This window comes from Shewanella sp. HL-SH5 (genome assembly GCF_051163755.1).
Classification (GTDB): domain Bacteria; phylum Pseudomonadota; class Gammaproteobacteria; order Enterobacterales; family Shewanellaceae; genus Shewanella; species Shewanella glacialimarina.
On the sequence record NZ_CP195038.1, the window covers coordinates 315,173 to 335,352 of the forward strand.

14 protein-coding genes are annotated in these 20,180 nt (G+C 40.9%); 7 read left to right on the top strand and 7 right to left on the bottom strand.

All coding sequences use genetic code 11. The annotated features are described in order from the left end of the window. Positions 1-105 precede the first annotated feature (105 nt). Together ACRWQM_RS01350 and ACRWQM_RS01355 are read left to right on the top strand one after the other, a co-directional pair. Positions 106-4,533: an EAL domain-containing protein gene (locus tag ACRWQM_RS01350; RefSeq protein WP_434931004.1), complete on the top strand. Its 4,428-nt coding sequence runs from the start codon at positions 106-108 to the stop codon at positions 4,531-4,533. Positions 4,534-4,656: 123 nt separating this feature from the next. After that, complete coding sequence (locus tag ACRWQM_RS01355) at positions 4,657-6,861, top strand: patatin-like phospholipase family protein (RefSeq protein WP_434931951.1); 2,205 nt, start codon at positions 4,657-4,659, stop codon at positions 6,859-6,861. Positions 6,862-6,917: 56 nt separating this feature from the next. Here ACRWQM_RS01355 and hxpB read toward each other — a convergent pair whose 3' ends face one another. Beyond that, the gene (gene hxpB, locus ACRWQM_RS01360) at positions 6,918-7,586 is read right to left on the bottom strand and encodes a hexitol phosphatase HxpB (protein WP_434931005.1); all 669 of its coding nucleotides are present in this window, start codon (positions 7,584-7,586) and stop codon (positions 6,918-6,920) included. A 399-nt stretch (positions 7,587-7,985) separates the two neighbouring features. Between hxpB and acnB the strand changes: the two genes are divergently transcribed. Then, positions 7,986-10,583, top strand: coding sequence for a bifunctional aconitate hydratase 2/2-methylisocitrate dehydratase (gene acnB / locus ACRWQM_RS01365; RefSeq protein ID WP_434931006.1), 2,598 nt, complete (start codon positions 7,986-7,988; stop codon positions 10,581-10,583). Between the two features lie 63 nt (positions 10,584-10,646). Here acnB and ACRWQM_RS01370 read toward each other — a convergent pair whose 3' ends face one another. Next, complete coding sequence (locus ACRWQM_RS01370) at positions 10,647-11,132, bottom strand: hypothetical protein (protein ID WP_434931007.1); 486 nt, start codon at positions 11,130-11,132, stop codon at positions 10,647-10,649. Between the two features lie 858 nt (positions 11,133-11,990). Here ACRWQM_RS01370 and ACRWQM_RS01375 point away from each other — a divergent pair. Beyond that, positions 11,991-12,224 (top strand): hypothetical protein, encoded by a 234-nt coding sequence (locus tag ACRWQM_RS01375; RefSeq protein WP_434931008.1) that lies wholly within the window; start codon positions 11,991-11,993, stop codon positions 12,222-12,224. Between the two features lie 292 nt (positions 12,225-12,516). Here ACRWQM_RS01375 and trmH read toward each other — a convergent pair whose 3' ends face one another. The 5 genes from trmH to gmk all read right to left on the bottom strand — a co-directional run bounded on the left by trmH (position 12,517) and on the right by gmk (position 16,826). Further along, positions 12,517-13,221 (bottom strand): tRNA (guanosine(18)-2'-O)-methyltransferase TrmH, encoded by a 705-nt coding sequence (gene trmH / locus ACRWQM_RS01380; RefSeq protein WP_434931009.1) that lies wholly within the window; start codon positions 13,219-13,221, stop codon positions 12,517-12,519. A 96-nt stretch (positions 13,222-13,317) separates the two neighbouring features. After that, positions 13,318-13,701 (bottom strand): RidA family protein, encoded by a 384-nt coding sequence (locus ACRWQM_RS01385; RefSeq protein WP_434931010.1) that lies wholly within the window; start codon positions 13,699-13,701, stop codon positions 13,318-13,320. A 42-nt stretch (positions 13,702-13,743) separates the two neighbouring features. Then, the gene (gene spoT, locus ACRWQM_RS01390) at positions 13,744-15,849 is read right to left on the bottom strand and encodes a bifunctional GTP diphosphokinase/guanosine-3',5'-bis pyrophosphate 3'-pyrophosphohydrolase (protein WP_434927420.1); all 2,106 of its coding nucleotides are present in this window, start codon (positions 15,847-15,849) and stop codon (positions 13,744-13,746) included. Positions 15,850-15,862: 13 nt separating this feature from the next. Continuing rightward, complete coding sequence (gene rpoZ, locus ACRWQM_RS01395) at positions 15,863-16,141, bottom strand: DNA-directed RNA polymerase subunit omega (RefSeq protein ID WP_188735731.1); 279 nt, start codon at positions 16,139-16,141, stop codon at positions 15,863-15,865. Between the two features lie 61 nt (positions 16,142-16,202). Continuing rightward, entirely contained in the window at positions 16,203-16,826 is a 624-nt protein-coding gene (gene gmk / locus ACRWQM_RS01400) for a guanylate kinase (RefSeq protein ID WP_226412804.1), read from the bottom strand. A gap of 185 nt (positions 16,827-17,011) precedes the next feature. Between gmk and ACRWQM_RS01405 the strand changes: the two genes are divergently transcribed. The 3 genes from ACRWQM_RS01405 to yjjG are packed head-to-tail and all read left to right on the top strand — an operon-like array spanning position 17,012 to position 20,170. Beyond that, entirely contained in the window at positions 17,012-18,325 is a 1,314-nt protein-coding gene (locus ACRWQM_RS01405; protein WP_434931011.1) for a DUF805 domain-containing protein, read from the top strand. A 49-nt stretch (positions 18,326-18,374) separates the two neighbouring features. Continuing rightward, a complete protein-coding gene (locus ACRWQM_RS01410) occupies positions 18,375-19,442 on the top strand; it encodes an aminoglycoside phosphotransferase family protein (protein ID WP_434927417.1) in 1,068 nt (355 codons plus the stop codon). 44 nt (positions 19,443-19,486) lie between these two features. Next, positions 19,487-20,170, top strand: coding sequence for a pyrimidine 5'-nucleotidase (gene yjjG / locus ACRWQM_RS01415; RefSeq protein WP_434927416.1), 684 nt, complete (start codon positions 19,487-19,489; stop codon positions 20,168-20,170). Positions 20,171-20,180 lie beyond the last annotated feature (10 nt).

A 20,180-nucleotide genomic window follows, 5' to 3' on the forward strand; every position in this document is an offset into this window, starting at 1 on the left:
AAGTCAGTTCATTAGTTGTTTTATTTGAGATAAAACAACATTAGGTATTGGAGTATTTCACCTTAAATGTATCGCTTCTGCGCCTTTATAATAGCCGTTTTAGTTATGCTGGGATCAGTTGTACCTGCTGAAGGGGCCGACTTTATTCAGCGTGTGTTTAATGCTAAAGATGGTTTAGCTAATAGCACTATTAACGATATCAGCTTTGACCGTTATGGTTATGCTTGGCTTGCAACTGAACAAGGGCTTTATCGAGTTAGTAATAACTCAATTAGGCGCATTGATAAATTAGGCACTGAGTCTGTTTTAGACGACGAGATGCTTTACCGAGTTGTTCCGGTTGCTGATGAGCATTTATTAATTACCTCTATTAGCACCCTTTACCTATATAGTATAAGGGAACACAAATTCACCCAGCTATTTCAACCTACTGCGATGGGAGGGGATGAAGACAATACTAGCCTTGGCATAGTCTCGATAGTTGATAATCACGCGAATCAATTTGAATTACTGTCACATGACGGCCAACGTTACCTATTTGACATTGCCAGTATGAGTTTGATCCCTGACCCCAAAGGATCGCTATCTTCTACTATCCCTTGGGGGCATCAATTAGTCTTAAGCAACCAAGAGCGTATTTATACTTCCCCCCATAAAGCTGAACTGCACCTTTTAGATGGTAAAGTAATCGATTTAGGATGGAACAAAAAGCGTGGGTCAATTAAGGGGTTAATGCAAGACTCACATCAACAGATATGGCTATTTTCATCTAAAGGTTTGTTTAAAATAATCTTAAGCCAGCGCACCATAACTCCTATTATGGATAAGCCCTTTTATATTGAAAAAGTGGTTGAAGACAGCAAAGGCACACTTTGGCTTGGCAGTCGCAGTGGATTGATTTCATGGGATGTAAATACTAATGACTCGAAGAATTATCATCAGCCATTAAAAACATTTGCAGATATTGATTATATTCATGCCCTTGCAATTGATGAAAACGGTTTGATCTGGGTGGGTGGCTCAGGTGATGGTTTGGCTTTAGTGGCAACCGCCCCTGATTATATTGTTGATTATTTTTCTCAGTCTTCAGAATATCAACTCGATAACGAAATGATATGGTCTATTTTTCAACAAAATAATAAAGTTTGGTTAGGTACTGATGGTGGTTTAGAGGTGATTGATACGCTTTCTAAAGCTTCGACATTAGTTGTGCCCGATGGTTTTGAACCAAATGACAGCATTTATAACATTACTGATCTTGATGATGATCATATTGTGTTATCTACCACTAACGGTTTATTTGTTATTAACAAATATACCAATGCCTCCTCTGATTTTAGTCAATGGAGTGGTGGGCAATTATCCCTAAGAAAAAATGTGGTGATTACTAGTTATCGTGATCCTATATTAGATAGAATTTGGTTTTCGACGACTCAAGGCCTCTACTATTGGCAGTATGGAGGCATTGAGCTGCAGCAAGTGATGCTTGATGATCGTGAGTCACAGCAAGGAAGATTCTGGTTTAGTGCAATTATCAGAGATAACCATAATCGCTTATGGTTAGGGGGAGAGAAAAATTTTGGTTACCTTGATGACGACTTAATATTTACGCCAATAAAAAATGCTTTTTCTCATTTTGATAAGCAACCGCAGATTACCCACTTTCTTCAGGTTAGTTCGGATACGCTATGGCTGGGGACATCGCAAAATGGTGTGTTTGAATATCATATTAACACTGGGGTAATTACTGACTTCGATGATAAGTTAAATATTGACTGTAATGTGGTGCTTTTTTTACAAGAAACCCCAGAGGACTTCTTAATTGGATGTTCTCGCTCTATTATAAAAATTAATAAACGGACACAAACTCACTCTTCATTTACTCACCATGATGGCTTTATCTCTGATGAGCTTAATGAATCAGCGGTGTTATATCAGCCTCAAATGGGGTTATATGTCGGCACGCCTGACGGCGCCATGTTAATTGACCCCAACAAATTAGCTAATCGAATTATTAATAATAATATTTTTCTTGAGTCAGTCTCGGTTTTTTATGATAAAAAAACCGATTTGTTTTTGCTACCTGAGCAATTAAAAACGGTAGAGCCAGGCGCAAGCTTAATTAGCTTTCAAATTTCAAATTTAGATTATCTTGATGACAGCCCAATAAGTTTACAATATCGCTTACTGAAAAATGGCAAAGCTTTGTCTAGCTTTGTGTTATTGGAAGGCCAATCTCAAATTAACATTTCAGGCTTAAACGCTGGCAAATATACCCTAGAACTGAACTATAAAAAACACAGTGTATGGTCGGCTCATCCATTTCAGTTTAGCTTTTTAGTAGATGAGTATTGGTGGCAATCTCAATACTTTAAAGGTGTACTAATTTTCAGCGTGCTCTTTTTTGCTTTTGTTTTATCCATATATCGTCAGCGCCAAGTCATGCGTTTTAAAAAGGTCAATCAAGCTTTAGTTGAAAGCGATGACAGGTTGTCTCAAGCCCTTCGTGGCAGTGATTCTGATCTATGGGAATGGCGCGATGATAACCAAATACTAACCTTAGATAATCGTGGTGGCATGTTAGGCGATAAGTTAAATATTTTGACAAAACTAGTCGATCTTCCTATTCATCCAGAGGATGTTGACCGCGTGACCCAAGCATGGCTTGAGTTGCTTAAGTCGACAGCGGATATGATAGATGTGGACTTTCGCTATCGTCATGAGTCACAGGACTGGCGATGGCTGAGAATAAAAGGACGGGCTATATCGTGGCAAGCTAAAAGCGGTCGACTAAAGCGTGCTGCTGGCATTTACTCCGATATTACCTCACAGCGCGAATTAGAAAGTGAAGTGAACCTATTGGCTGAGGCATTTGAGAATACCTCAGAAGGGATGTTAATTCTTGATGCTGATAAGCGTATCAAAATTAGTAATCTTGCCGCTAACCGAATTCTTGCTATGCGGGGTGAAGAGTTATTGGGTAACCAATTTTCCAACTTAGTGTTATCAAGTCAAGTCCCTTTAAATATCGATAAGCTGTTTAGCCGAGACACATTTTGGAGTGGCGAGCGTGATTTATTGCGTGCAGATAATAAGCCTTGTCCTGTGTGGTTAAATATCTCCAAAATGCTCAATTCTGTCGGCACTACCCAACATTATGTGGTGGTGTTTTCTGACATGACCGAGCGAAAACAGAGTGAACTTAAATTACAGCGATTAGCCAATAACGATCCACTTACAGGTTTAGCTAACCGAACTCAGTTTGTCGTATTACTTAATCAAGTCATTGAAGATGCGGTGCGAAGTGATGAAAAGTTAGCGCTTATGTTTTTAGATTTAGATCGCTTTAAATCGGTTAATGATTCTTTTGGTCATAGCATGGGGGATGCATTATTAATTGAGGCAGCAAACCGTTTGCAATCCTGTTTGAATTCGGAGCATCTGTTATGCCGTTTTGGCGGTGATGAGTTTGTTATTTTACTGCGCAATGCTGATGACATTGATCATATTAACCACCTTGCAAGTCTATTATTAGAGCAGATTGAAAAGCCATTTAAACTTTATGGACGTGAATTTTTTATTTCAACCAGTATAGGAATTAGTTGTTGGCCTGAAGATTGTCAAGATTCAGAAGTCTTGATAAAAAATGCTGACTTAGCCATGTATCACGCTAAAGAAGAGGGGCGTGGTAATTTTCAATATTATTCAGCTGAGCGTAATGCAGAAGCATTATATCGCCTACGCTTAGAATCTGACTTGCGTAAAGCGATTGAGCGAGATGAGTTTGAACTGCATTATCAGCCACAGATTGATATTCTGCATAACGATCGCTTTATCGGCATGGAAGCATTAATTCGTTGGAAACATCCAATTGATGGTTATGTTCGTCCTGATATTTTTATTCAAGTGGCTGAATCGTGTGGATTAATTATTGATATTGATACATGGGTGCTCAAACAAGCCTGCCTTGATGGAGCCCGTTGGTATCAACATTATGGTCAAGAATTTAAACTATCAGTCAATGTTTCAGCGGTGCAGTTTAGACAAATTGGTTTTATTGAGTCTGTTAAATGCGCACTAGCGGAAACCGGTTTTCCACCAAAATGTTTATGCCTTGAAATTACTGAGGGAGTATTAATGAAAGAGATACATGTTGCCACTCAACATTTATCTCAATTAAAAGCTTTGGGTATACAAGTGGCGATTGATGACTTTGGTACCGGTTATTCCTCATTGGCCTATTTAAGATCATTTGAGGTTAATACACTCAAAATTGACCGTTCTTTCTTAATTCAAATTGCTGAAAATCAAGCAGATCAAGCGATTGTATCGAGTATTATTGAGTTAGCACGTAATCTTAAATTACAAGTTGTTGCCGAAGGAATTGAAACTAAGGAGCAATTAGAGCAAGTATTTAGTCGTGGATGCTACATTATCCAGGGTTATTATTTTGCTAAGCCGATGCCAAGATCTGATTTGGATACTTTTCTTGGTATTGACACTAAAGAAAAACCCATCACTTTTCATAATTGAGTTAGGGGGAGTTGACCATTCTTTGCTAGAATATGATCGATTTTAATTGTATTTGGGATAACTAAGTTGGTCATTTTTAGGTCAATACTACATGTTAGATTGTTTAGCGCTGTCATTATAACGCTGTTTTTTTCCGGCTATGCGCATGCTGCAGCAGATAAACTGCCAACATTTAAAGAACGACCAACCATTGGCCTAGTGCTCAGTGGTGGCGGCGCCAAAGGCGCAGCTCACATTGGCGTACTGCAAGTGCTGGAAGCGAACAATATTCCTGTTGATTATATCGCTGGTACCAGTATTGGTGCGTATATTGCGGGCATGTACGCGTTAGGTTTTAGTGCTAATGAAATTGAATCTATTATGTTGGAAGGTGCCTGGGATACGGGCTATTCAGACACGATTCCCAGAGAAAACTTATCTTATCGCAATAAACAATTACGAGATAAATATAATATCCCACTCAGTGTAGGATTTAACAACGGCGAGATCACCTCTCCTTCAGGACTATTGCAAGGCCAAACTATGTCGCAGTTGTTACGACACTCAACTGATTTAGTTGAGCAATTTGGTGACTTTGATGACCTGGCTATTCCTTTTCGTGCGGTAGCGACCAATTTAGCGACGAGTGAAGCTGTTGTGATAGATCGCGGCAGTATTTCTAAAGCTATGCAAGCATCTGCGACTGTGCCTGGTGCACTGCAGCCGGCCAATATTGACGGCATGCTATTAGTCGACGGTGGTATTGCGAATAATATGCCTATTGATGTAGTTCAAGGCATGGGGGCTGACATCATTATTGCGGTTGATATAGGCTCACCTTTAACTCAACAAAGTCAGCTAAACAGTACCATTGCCGTACTTGAGCAATTATCCACTATCTTGACCCAAGCCAGTACCGCGCGTCAAAAGCAACTGCTAAAAGAAAACGATATTCTAATCAGACCTTGGATTGATAATCTCAGCACCACAGACTTTTCGATTATGCCCCAAGCATTAGTGATAGGTGAGCAGGCTGCACAGCTGAAATATGACCAACTGATTAAGCTGTCTATTTCTGACGAAGAGTACCAAGCCTATTCTGATGCTAAACAACAAAAGCGGTTACGCTGGAATAACCCAATTAAACAACCGATTTATCAAATTGTGTTAAATAATGAATCTAAAGTGAATGATAAATTAATCCACGATAGTCTGCAGATAAAGCCGGGGCAGGTTATTACCAAAGAAGAGTTAGAAGCAGCGGTTAAACGTGTTTACTCATTAAACCGATTTGAAAGTGTAGATATCGAATTTAATGATACTGAGCTAGGACGTATTCTGACGGTGAAATCTAAAGCGAAATCTTGGGGACCTAATTATTTTGATGCTGGTTTTAATTGGGAAGATGATTTCACCTTAGATTCGGCAGTGACATTAAACTTAGCTTTTGCGATGACTGACTTAACTGACAATGGTGGTGAGTGGCGCAATGAATTAGAACTTGGTTTTCAAAAGCGTGTAGCGACTGAGTTTTATCAGCCACTTGATAGAGATCAAGATACCTATGCTATCGCTCGATACCAATATGAGATGAAAAGCTGGGATCTTTATGATGAAAATCAGCTAATTTATAAATTAGACAACAACGTGTCGACCCTGACAACGGGCCTTGGCTATAACTATTCTGCCTCGGGTATTATCGAGTTAGGTTTAATTGGTGAATTAGGCAATATTACTAATAACGCTGTGCTCTCGGGGAAATTTGATTATGACACCTATGGTGCTTATCTGAAAATAGCCTATGACACGTTAAACAGTATTAGCTTCCCAACAGAGGGTAATCGTTTTACGTTAGCGAGCTACTATCGCAATGAAAGCTATTCGTCGCGAAGTTTTGCTGATGCCAGTGATAGAACTTGGCAAGTTGAAGCTGATTGGAAAGGCGCACTTAATTTAGGTCACCATGCGGTTGTGGGCAAGATGGCTTTATCTACGGTTGAAAGTGACGGCGACTTTTCTATTCACTTAAGTAACTTAGGCGGTTTTTTAAATTTATCAGGCTTTCATAAAAGTGCGCTTGCCGGTGCGCATAAAGTTTTTGGTGCCGTCATTTACCAGTATGATTTAGGCCGAGATGTATTAATTACCGATATCCCCTTATATTTAGGCACTAGTTTTGAGGCAGGTAACGTCTGGTATTTACGTGAGGATGTTGATATTAAAGACCTTATTTTTTCAGGCAGTCTGTACTTAGGGACAGATACTTCCTGGGGACCTGCTGCATTAGGTTTTGGTTACAGTGATACTGGCGATAGAGCGTTTTACTTATTCATTGGTAAGAACTTCTAAACTCATTATTCAATCAAGGCAGCATCAGCTGCCTTGATTGTTTTGGTGAGAAACACCTATCGATAGTGTTGTTTAAGTATGTCGATGATAGCGTGAGCATCAGCCACTTGATGATGACCAACAATCCATTTAGCTTGTGTTGCCAACTGTGGCGCTGGAATCGCAATCGTTTGCATAGAAGCGGCTCTAGCGGCAACTAAGCCATTAAATGAATCCTCTATTGCTAGGCAGTTGTCTGCATCAATGTTCAGCGCTATAGCACAATTCAAATATACTTCAGGATGGGGTTTTCCTCTGGCTAAAAACTCCGCTGAGGTAATGGCTTCAAAATAATGCCGAATACCAAGCTTATCAAGCACAGCATCAATGATAAGGCTTGGGGAAGAGGTTGCTAGGCCTATTTTTAAACCTTGCTGCTGACAAAAGCTAAGAGTGTCAATAATGCCGTCCATAACTTGACCCTGTTGGCGGATAATATTGACCACTTCTTCAACGATAGCATTAGCCGTTTTGGCATTATCATAGTTGTCCCAAGGGTAGCGTTGGTACCAATAACGCACCACTTGATCGATGCGGAACCCGGTGGTACTTTCGACATCTTCTAAGGTTAACGATAATCCGAGCGCGTTCAAAATAGCCATTTCAGCTTGTTGCCATGCGGGTTCGGAATCGATAAGCACACCATCCATGTCAAAAATGATCGCTTTGATATCCACATTTGCCATAAAAAACTCAATATTGGTCAGAAAGAACCATTAGCGTAACGTTTTCCCTAAATGAGTTCATTAAAAATACAAATTATTAAAAATATTTATTTTTAAAGTGTGAGATTGTTTACAGATGATTTTAATCAACAGATATATTTTAAAGTATTGAATTTTATTATTTTTATTGTCATTTCAAACTATTGTCTAATTTTATTTGTTTAAATCAGGCTTTACATTATCTTTAGTACCAAAAAATCCCGTAGATTTCATCTTAGTAACAGTGTGAGCAGATTCATACTTTTTTAAAGCTGTAGTATACTGGGGATCGGATTTCAAGCCCGAACCTGTGGAATTTCAGCGTGACTAAAACTGACGTTGAGTTTCGCCGTAAGGCGTCAAACAAAGAGGAATGTTGCCGTGCTAGAAGCATATCGTAAACACGTCGCAGAGCGTGCCGCAGAGGGTATTGTCCCTAAGCCATTAGATGCACAACAAGTGGCTGAATTAGTAAAATTAGTTGAGACCCCGCCAGCTGGTGAAGAGGCTGTCATTCTCGATTTATTAGAAAACCGTATTCCACCAGGTGTTGATGAAGCTGCCTATGTGAAAGCGGCATTCTTAGATGCTGTGGCAAAAGGCACTGTAAAATCACCTATATTATCTGCTGAACGTGCCGTAGAGTTACTTGGTACTATGCAAGGTGGTTACAACATTGAGCCGTTAATCGCTCAATTAGATAACCCAGCATTAGCGCCATTATCAGTTAAAGCATTATCAAACACCTTATTGATGTTTGATTCTTACCACGACGTGGTAGAAAAAATGCAAGCAGGTAATGCATCAGCTAAACAAGTTGTAGAAGCTTGGGCAAATGCCGATTGGTTCTTGAACCGTCCTAAACTTGCTGACAAAGTGACCTTGACAGTATTTAAAGTGGCGGGTGAAACCAACACTGATGACTTGTCACCAGCACCCGATGCATGGTCACGTCCTGACATCCCATTACATGCATTAGCCATGTTGAAAAACGCCCGTGACGGTATCGTACCTGATGTGTCTGGCGAAGTGGGTCCAATTAAAGAAATCGAAGCGCTTAAAACCAAAGGTCATCCACTTGTTTATGTGGGCGACGTTGTTGGTACCGGCTCTTCGCGTAAATCAGCAACTAACTCAGTGTTATGGTTCATGGGCGATGATATCCCTTATGTACCAAACAAGCGTGCTGGTGGTTTCTGTTTAGGTAACAAAATCGCACCAATTTTCTTCAACACTATGGAAGATGCAGGCGCGTTACCGATTGAACTAAACGTTGATAAAATGGAAATGGGCGATGTTATCGACATTTATCCATACACTGGCGAAGTTAAGCGTGGTGGTACTGACGAAGTTATCTCTACGTTCGAACTAAAAACAGACGTATTGTTAGACGAAGTTCGTGCTGGTGGCCGTATTCCATTAATTATTGGTCGTGGCTTAACAGACCGTGCTCGTGAAACCTTAGGGTTACCAGCGTCAGACGTATTCGTGCGTCCGCAAGATGTTGTTGTGACTAACAAGGGCTTTACCCTTGCACAAAAAATGGTCGGTAAAGCATGTGGTGTTAAAGGTATTCGCCCAGGCCAATACTGTGAACCTAAAATGACTTCAGTAGGGTCGCAAGACACTACAGGCCCAATGACCCGTGATGAACTAAAAGATTTAGCTTGTTTAGGTTTCAGTGCTGATTTAACCATGCAGTCATTCTGTCATACAGCGGCTTATCCAAAGCCTGTTGACGTTGATACTCACCACACGTTACCTGATTTCATCATGAACCGTGGCGGCGTAGCTTTACGTCCAGGTGACGGGGTTATTCACTCGTGGTTAAACCGTATGTTACTTCCAGATACCGTAGGTACTGGTGGTGATTCACATACACGTTTCCCAATTGGTATTTCATTCCCAGCAGGTTCTGGTCTAGTAGCATTTGCTGCAGCAACGGGTGTTATGCCTCTTGATATGCCAGAGTCAATTTTGGTCCGCTTTAAAGGTGAAATGCAACCAGGCATCACATTACGTGATCTTGTACATGCCATTCCGCTTAAAGCGATTGAACTTGGCTTATTGACCGTAGAGAAAAAAGGCAAAATTAATGCTTTCTCTGGTCGTGTATTAGAAATCGAAGGTCTTGAGCACTTAAAAGTTGAGCAAGCATTTGAACTATCTGATGCATCAGCTGAGCGAAGTGCTGCTGGTTGTACTATCAAGCTAGGTAAAGAGCCAATCATTGAGTATCTTAACTCTAACATCATCATGTTAAAGTGGATGATCAGCGAAGGTTATGGCGATCGTCGTACTATTGAACGCCGTATTACTGCTATGCAAGAGTGGGTTGCTAACCCAGAGTTAATGGAAGCTGATAAAGACGCAGAATATGCTGAAATTATCGAAATTGACTTAAACGACATCAAAGAGCCAATCCTTTGTGCACCAAACGATCCTGATGATGCAGTATTATTATCAAGCGTGGCACAAACTAAGATTGACGAAGTGTTTGTGGGTTCTTGTATGACTAACATCGGTCACTTCCGTGCTACCGGTAAGATGTTAGACAAGTTTGCTAAAACACTGCCAACACGTTTATGGATTGCACCACCAACTAAGATGGACCGCGATCAATTAACCGAAGAAGGTTATTACTCAATCTTTGGTCGTGTTGGTGCTCGCATCGAGATCCCTGGTTGTTCTCTATGTATGGGTAACCAAGCACGTGTTGCTGAAGGTGCTACAGTAGTATCAACTTCTACGCGTAATTTCCCTAACCGTTTAGGTACTGGCGCAAACGTATACTTAGCATCAGCTGAGTTAGCAGCAGTAGCCGCGTTATTGGGTCGCCTACCTTCAGTTGAAGAGTATCAAACTTACGCTAAAGAATTAGATGCAACAGCAGCTGATACTTACCGTTATTTGAACTTCGATCAAATCGACTCTTATACTAAGAAAGCCGGCAGCGTGATTATCCAATCAGCGGTTTAAGCTTGAACTAGTTAATCGTTGAACTAAAAATGCCAGCAGAAATGCTGGCATTTTTGTTTGGTTCTATTTTTCATAGTTGAGATTCGGAAAAGTATAAATATCAACAGCATCAATTTTATTTTGAATTTTAGTGATATTCTCGACTAGGCTTCCTTTGTGGAAGTTAAGATTTTGATACCTAAAAATATGCCCAGTTTGTTGTCCATCAAGCACTAAACTAAGTATGCCACTTTCTTCACCGCTGACCCCGAAACCATTAACGACCACACTTTCCTTTATATTAGTTCTATTATAAAAGCTCAAACTGATCCCTGAGTTATTCGTGGATAATTTTGTTGACTCACCGAACCATACTTTTCCATATAATGTCGACGCAGATAAGCTGGAAGTCCCATCTTTGTTAAACTTGAGAATATAAAGGGCATTTTTATCCATATCAAAAGCTTGCCATAAACCAGTTATATTAGAAGCCGTTGCAATCGGACATCGATCTACATTTGCCTGGATGGAAATAGAAATGAAAATGGTTAAAAAAGCTAAGTATTTCATGAGTGTTTCCTGAGGTCATTATTATTAATTACTTTGCCATTCATTGTTAATTAATACCAGTTTTAGAAGTGGTAGCTCTTTATATTATTAGTTTTAAAATTAACCAATTGCCTGCCGCAGGGATGTTCAGGATGAACTGAATGCCACGATCATATTGATGTGAAAGAGTGACCTTAAGTGCAGATTATCCAGCGAGACGCCGGCTCTTGATTTATAAATCAGCTTCCATGTGGGCTTAACCAAAACCAATAACATCCTTGTTAAACTGCCAGTTCGGCATCCATGCCCCTCGCTCAAAACGTTTCACGCAGTGAAACTTCGCCTTGTTTTGGATACTCGCTGGCTCATCAACACCTGAAATTTTTGTTTCTTCGATTTAGCTTTGTTTCTTCGATTTAGCTTTGTTGGTTGCTACATTTAAAAGCAAAAGGCTGGATCCCCGATAAAAGATCTCGGGGATGACGGTTTGAACATTACTTCAAGTGAGGTTAAATCGAAGAGATAGAATACCGGGTGCAAACGCGGCTGTGACCGTCGATGGCAGGGATGCCATCGTTGAGCTTACAGGGACGTACTTGCTGCGTGTCACAGAAGTGCTTGCGCTAAAGCCTGCGGCAGGCAATTGATTACAGTAATGGTACTATATAAATTTAACGATCAAATAATCAAACGGCCACGGTCTAAAAAATCAGTAGGTTAGGAGGACGTTTTGCGAGGGACTTTGTTATACATCAAATATCACCAGCTAAACATCAGTGATATTTATTTGGTTATCTAATTCCAATACTTAAATTTAATCAATTGCCTGCCGCAGGCTTATGTGCAGATAATCCAGCGAGACGCCGCAAGCACTTCCATGTGGGCTTAACCAAAACATCCCTGTTTTGGATACTCGCTGGCTCATCTTCACCTGAAATTTTTGTTTCTTCGATTTGGCATTGTTGGTGGCTACACTTAAAAGCAAAAGCAAAAGCAAAAGCAAAAGCAAAAGCAAAAGCAAAAGCAAAAGCAAAAGCAAAAGCAAAAGCAAAAGCAAAAGCTAGATCCCCGACAAAAGATCTCGGGGATGACGGAGTGATTATAATCATCTAGGCATTCATCAAACACTTAGCGCTTTATCACAAATGAGGCTAAATCGAAGAGATAGAATATCGGGTGCAAGCGCGGCTGTGGCCGTCGATGGCAGGGCGAATTTTCATGGTATGAAACGCTATGGGCGAGAGTCATGGATGCCGAACTGGCAGTTAAACAAGGATGTTGTTTAAAATCGTCGAGCTTACAGGGACTTATTCTATATAAAGAGTGCAGCGTGACACAGAAGTGCTTGCGCCAAAGCCTGTGGCAGGCAATTGATAGCAGCAATGGTACTTTATAAATTTAACGATCAAATAACTAAATCAGCATTCGGATCAGGTTCTCGCATTCTTTGCCACCAGGTAGCATTAGCTTCTATTTGTCCTTGCTGATCAATTTTCGGATAAGGGATATTTTTACGTCGACAGGCTTTTGCATAAACTGGATGGCCTTGCTCGAACAACATTTTCTGGCAATAAGTTTCATCTAAATGACGAGTGCCATACATGCCTGCCTGTTCACGCTGGCGTTGTGCTTCATACATGATCAATGCAGAAGCGACCGATACATTCAGCGATTGCACCATACCAAGCATAGGGATAATAATATGTTGGTCAGCAATCGCTAGCCCTTCATCACTGACACCGTCACGCTCGTTGCCCATGATGATCACCGTTGGTTTGGTGTAGTCTATGTCGCGAAAGTCGACGGCAGTGTCAGAGAAGTTGGTTGCCAGCACTTGCATGCCCTGAGCAGTAAACTGAGAAGCCGCTTGGCTCATGTTGTCATGCACTATGGTTTTTACCCATTGCTGACTCCCAGAGGCTGTATTGCCTGATACTCGCATTTGAACATCAGGCCATACCGCATGAACTTTATGTATACCCACGGCATCTGCGGTGCGAATAACCGCAGCAATGTTTTGGGTTTTATGGACGGTATCTAAACATAAAGTGAGATCAACCTGGCGGTTGTCTAGCATTTGATTAATACGGGCGAAACGTTCAGGGCTCATAATAAATATTCGGTAAAATTTTAGCTAACAACAAGTAAACAAAAGGGCGCATAAGCGCCCTTTATACTGAGTAATATTGGACGTTAATGACGGAGCTTATAGCTCCATAATGCCGTCCATTTCAACCAATGAGCCTTTTGGTAGCTCTTTTACCCCAATAGCAGCACGCGCTGGGTAAGGCTGTTGGAAGTAGCGACTCATAATGTCATTCACTGTGGTAAAGTGTGACAAGTCGGTTAAGAAGATATTTAACTTCACTATGTCTGACATTTTTCCGCCAGCAGCGTCACACACCGCGGTTAAGTTTTCAAATACTTGCACAACCTGTGCAGAAAACTCATCGCTTACCATGGTCATGGTTTTAGGGTCTAACGGAATTTGACCAGATAGATAAACAGTAGTGCCGACCTTTACAGCCTGAGAATAAGTGCCAATCGCCTGCGGTGCTTTGTCAGTAGCAATGATAATTTTTTCAGCCATCTTGTGCTCTCTTGTTGTTTATTATAATAATTTATATAAGGGTTATCTGTTGCGTGAGGTACGTAGTACTTCTGGAAGTACTCTGATACGGCGCATCACATTGGCTAAATGTACCCGATCATTGACCGAAATACGCAAATTAATTAAGTACACTCGGCCATCGCGCTCTTCGGTACTCAAGTTATGAATATTTGACCCTGCTGAAGCAATAATCGAGGTGATTTTTGCCAATGCACCTTGATGATTGACAATTTCAACGCGCAAGTTAGCATGATATTCAACCCCTTCAGTATTATCCCAATGGACAGAGATATACTTGTCTGGTTCGCCTTGATAACCACGGATATTAGCGCAGCTTTCCATGTGCACAACCAACCCTTTACCCGGACTGACATGGGCAATAACCGCATCACCAGGTATTGGACGACAACAATTTGCATAGGTAACTAACATGCCCTCAGCACCACGTATTGGCATGGCATGACCATCTTTATTGTTGTGTGATTCTAGCTTTTGGCCGAGTAAGCGCTGTGCTATCACTATGCTCATCGCATTGCCCAAACCAATATCGGCTAACAATGAATCTAAGTTAGTATGTTTGGTTTCTTTGATAACTTTTTCGATCAAATCTGCAGGAATACTGTCAAACTTAGTTTCGCCCAATGCATGATTCAATAAGCGGCGTCCAAGTGTGATGGCATTGTCACCCTTTAAACTTTTCAATACTTGACGAATTTTACCGCGAGCTTTACCGGTTACCACAAAGTTAAGCCATGCAGCATTAGGGCGTGCACCTTTTGCAGTAATAATTTCAACCGTTTGGCCTGAAATTAGCGGTTGGCTTAGTGGGTAAGCTTGGCGATTCACTTTTGCGCCAACGCAAGTATTCCCCACATCGGTATGCACTTCATAGGCGAAGTCGACAGCGGTGGAATTAACCGGCAACTCTAAAATACGGCCTTCAGGAGTGAATACATAAATTTCGTCAGGGAAGAGTTCGGTTTTAACGTTTTCAACAAATTCGAATGAGCTAGACGCACTTTGCTGTAATTCAAGCAAGCTTTGCATCCATTTTCGGGCTCTGACCTGGGTGGTATTTTGCTGGCTAGCATCGGTTTTGTTTTTATACATCCAATGAGCGGCAACCCCTTTATCAGCCATTTGGTCCATTTCTTCGGTGCGTATTTGCACTTCAACTGGCACTGCATGGGGTCCAAATAACGAGGTGTGCAATGATTGATAACCATTGGCTTTAGGTATGGCGATATAATCTTTAAAGCGGCCTGGATGGGGTTTGTATAATCCATGCATGGCGCCGAGAACTCTATAACAGGTGTCAATGCTGTCAACGATGACTCTGAAGGCATAAATGTCCATTACTTCTTCAAATTGCAGCTCTTTGTTGCACATTTTACGGTAAATGGAGTAAAGATTTTTTTCTCGGCCTTTGACCTTGCCTGCTATACCAGCATCTTCTAATCGCGTTTCAATGGCACCTTCGATACCAATGATTAATTCCTTACGATTTCCTCGTGCAGATTTAACCACTTCTTTGATCACTCGATATCGCATTGGGTAATAGGCTTGAAAGCCTAAATCCTCTAACTCTATTTTGATATTATGAATACCAAGACGGTTGGCGATAGGTGCGTATATTTCAAGGGTTTCGCGGGCAATGCGACGACGTTTATCAGGACGCAGCGCGCCTAAGGTGCGCATGTTATGGGTTCGGTCAGCCAGTTTGATAAGAATAACCCGAATATCTTGGGTCATGGCCATCATCATTTTACGAAAGTTTTCCGCCTGCGCTTCTTTCTTATCGCGAAATTTGATCTTATCTAGCTTTGATACACCTTCGACTAATTCCGCCACATCAACACCAAATAACTCAGCAAGCTCTTCTTTGGTGACAGGGGTGTCTTCGATGGTGTCATGAAGTAGGGCAGCCATTAACGTCTCATAATCAAGACGCATGTCTGCAAGGATGCGAGCAACCGCAACCGGATGGGTAATGTAAGGTTCGCCACTTGTGCGCATTTGCCCTTCATGGGCATCGCGCGCGACCAAATAGGCCTGCTTGAGTAATTCTACTTGCTCCGGCTCTAAATAAGCGGAAGCTGATTCTTTGAGACCTTCAAACAGATACAAGTGGCGCTACTCCTTAAATTACACGACCTTCCGCAATGGCGGCAACCGCAGCTATTTCAGCAGCTTCGCGTTCACGGACAGTTTGACGCTCATCAGCATCTAAAGTATTAGAGGTGACTAAACCTAATTCGATTTCGCGTAAAGCGATAACCGTTGGCTTATCATTCATCTCTTCAACCATTGGATCTTTACCTTGCACAGCGATTTGGCGTGCACGACGCGCTGCAACCAGGATCATATCAAAACGGTTGCCGATTTTATTTACAGCGTCTTCTACAGTTACGCGAGCCATGTGTGGAAACTCCAGTGTTATCTATGGGGAAAAAATGACGCAAAATTGTACACTAAGACAATTAGTTTGCCAATAGATCGACAAGCATATCATTGTGAGTGTGTCTCTGACTAGCACAGGTTAATCTTTGACTACTAATGATGGCTTTTAAATTGTCCAATGCAGTGTCGAAATTATCATTAATGATCACAAAATCATATTGAGTATAGTGTGACATTTCTGAGACAGCTTGAGCCATACGACTATCAATAACCTCTTGACTATCCTGGCCACGACCGGTTAAACGGCGTGCAAGTTCGGTTTTTGATGGCGGTAAAATAAATACCCCAACGGCTTCAGGCATGAGCTTTTTAACTTGCTCGCCACCTTGCCAGTCTATATCTAAAAAAACATCTACACCTTTGGCTAAGGTTTGTTCGATAACAGTGCGTGACGTACCGTAGTAATTACCAAATACTTCAGCCCATTCAAAAAAGGCATTTTCAGCGATTAACGCTTTAAATTGTTCAACTGTAACAAAATGATAGTGTTGACCGTTAACTTCACCTGGTCGTGGTTGGCGAGTGGTATGAGATACAGATACTTGCATATCACTGGGATTATCTTTTAAAAGTGCGGAGATAAGAGACGATTTTCCTGCACCGCTAGGGGCTGACACAATAAAAAGATTTCCAAGAGTACTCATAGTTTTGCTGTTCTCACAATACGGTTAAGAAAGTTTAATATTATAACTCAACAAAAACTGCCTACATAGCCATAAAATCTCTGCCGATTGAGATTGAAATTCAGTACTCTCTTTTTATACAGATTCATACTAAAATACCCCCGCGACCCAAACGGGTTGCCTTGCTTACGATTCAAGGATTTTTCATGCAGTTAAACACGCTTTGGTGTTATCAAGGCCGCGACAATGCCTTCCGCTTTTTGGCCATCATTTTAGCCAGTTTTAGTTTTTTGTTTTTAGTCGGGATAGTTTTCCCGCAAAGCATGATTATTTTATTTGCAGCACTGCTAACAACGACAGTGATTAGCTTGTCTGCGCTCAGACGTTTACATGATGCAGGTAGACCCATTTTTTGGGTGTTACTTGCTGTCTTGCCACACTTATTATTTGTATTGAGTTGTTATTTGTTTTGGCCTTTTGCTGCTATTGCAGGAGTAGGTTTATTAGGTATTGCTTGTAGTGTTTTTATTAGCTTCTTTCCCGCCATTAGTCAAAAAGTGCCTTATGTTGAAGGTTATTATGGCCCTAAAGCACAGGTTAAGTCGGAATTAGGTGGCGTGAGAAAACGCCGTGAACCACAGGTTTTTGGCCAGGCTGCTCGTGCGGATGTTAAACCGATGGCTGCTGAAGTGCATCATGTTGCTGATGATGAGCGGGGGCAAAATGAAGTCTCAGATATAGGTGCGCATCATGCCTCATTTGATCATGCAGAAGTTGAGGTTAATGAAACCGAACATACAAACAGCAAACATATCGACATTGATACTACCGACGAACCTTTAGTCGCATCAATGCGTTTTTCTGCAATTGATCAAGCACCCGAGTCAATGTCAGCTTTTAAGCAATCTTGGCAGGCATCTCATCGTTTTGATGTTGATCGTGATGCGCTTGATACCGGCTCGGTGACTGAGTTAATCAAATCTTGGTTAAATCGCTTAAAGGAGCATCATATTCCAGTGATTCTGGGCGCTAAGGTGTTAGGTGTATTACTGGTATCGGGCTTAATCGTATGGTTGCTAGTCAGTCTTACTAATAGCGGTGACAGTAATGAAAAAGATATTGCCAAGGTTAACGTTACCCAATCAGAAAAAATCGACAGAGTCAGCGCTAAGCTGCCTGATGGTTTCTGGATAGTCATGCAAGACAGCATATTTATTGTGCGCTGGCTCGGTGATACAGATACGGCAAAAAACCTCTGGCGACTCGATACCGCCCAAGGCGATAAAACCTGTAGTGAGCTCGTTTTTAACGATGGCAGTGAATATAGGCCTATTAGTGTTGATTTAATGAGCGATGAGGCCACTGAAGCGCGTTTTTCACCTTTAGATAACAAATCTATTATTAATCATATTGCAATGCGTGGTAGTTTTAAGCTTTGTGGCTATGACTTTAGCTTAAAGGGCAGTCAAGCTACGTTAATGCAGCATCAAGAGTTTGCTGATTATCTACCGACAGATTAACTGAATATAATTAATACGATATAACTTAAAAAGAATATGGAGCGTATGAGTGAGTGATTTTATTAGGCAGCAAGTGCTGCCTCATTTTGGTATTGGTTTAGATAAAGTCACCATCTCAACGCTTGGAAATGGACACATTAATCAGACATATTTAGTACGTTGGCCCAAGGGCGAATTTGTTTTACAAAGAATAAATACTGATGTATTTACCCAGCCAAATTTACTGATTGAAAATGCATTACATGTCAGTGAACATCTTCAACAGCAAGTTGAACAAGGCCATTATCAATTACAAGTTGTTAAGCCTGTTAGCGCGCAAGATAAACAATATGCTATTAATCTTGGCGATGACGGCTATTGGCGGGCGATAACTTACTTGCCAAATAGCCATACTATTGAAGTGGTTACTAACACCGAACAAGCAAAAATGGCTGCCGGAGCCTTTGGTCATTTTGTCGCGGCATTGAGTTCACTCAACCCAGATTGCATTAATGATGTTATTAAAGATTTTTTGAATTTTCCTTTTAGACTACAACAGCTACAGCAAGCGGTAGGTGATGATAAATGCCAACGTTTGTCAGAATGCCAATATTGGGTTGATTTGGTTTTTAGTCAACATGCGTTATTTGATGAGCTTGAGCAGGTTGAATCGCTATTACCTTTGCGTGTTTGTCATAATGATACCAAAATCAACAACATGTTGTTTGATGAGCGTGATATGTCAAGTATGGCCATTATTGATTTGGATACCTGCATGAAAGGGTATTTGATGTATGACTTTGGTGACATGGTGCGTGCTTTTTGTTCGCCAGAGGAAGAAGATTCCACTGCATTAGATAAGGTAATTGCACGGCCAGAGATTATTGCTGCGGCCAGTGAAAGCTACATCAAAGCATTAGAAGGGATCATTACTCCAATAGAAAAACGGAGTTTATGGCTAGGTATAAAAGTTATGGCATTGATGTTGGGCAGTCGTTTTTTAGCCGATCATATCAATGGCGATGCTTATTTTAGTATTCACAGACCTAATCATAATTTAGATCGTGCAGCTAACCAGTTAACGATTTTTAAAAGTTTGCTGGGGCAAGAAGCCAAATTAAAACCACTTTTCGAGTAATTATCAGTTAACTCAACATATCAATTAATGGGTGAATGTAATTAATGCATATTTCAAAATATCAGTGGATTTTATTTGATGCCGATGAAACCTTGTTTCATTTTGATGCTTTTGCTGGACTGAAGTTATTATTTTCAAAATATGATGTTGAATTTAGTCATGCAGATTTTGACCATTATCAAAAGGTAAATAAACCTCTTTGGGTTGAATACCAAAATGGCGTTATTGACGCCAAAACGTTACAGACGCAGCGATTTGTTGAGTGGGGAATAAAGCTAACCGTTCAGCCTGAGCAGTTAAATCATGGTTTTTTGGCGGCAATGGCCGACATTTGCGAACCTTTACCTGGTGCTAGGACGCTTATTGATGCTTTAGTGGGTAAAGTTAATTTAGGTATTATTACCAATGGCTTTACTCAGCTTCAACAAATACGCCTGCAAAAAACCGGTATGGAGACGGCATTTTCTCAAGTGATTATTTCTGAGCAAGTGGGAAAAGCGAAACCCGATAAAGCGATATTTGATCATGCTTTTGAACGAATGGGCCATCCTGAAAAGCATCAAGTGTTAATGGTTGGGGACACATTACAGTCAGATATTCTGGGCGGTATTAATGCCGGAATTGACACTTGCTGGTTAAACTCTGCGGGTGTAATGGCTGATAGTAATATTACACCTCACTACCAAGTTGGCTCATTAACCGAATTACATCAACGACTATTGCCATAATTAATCGATT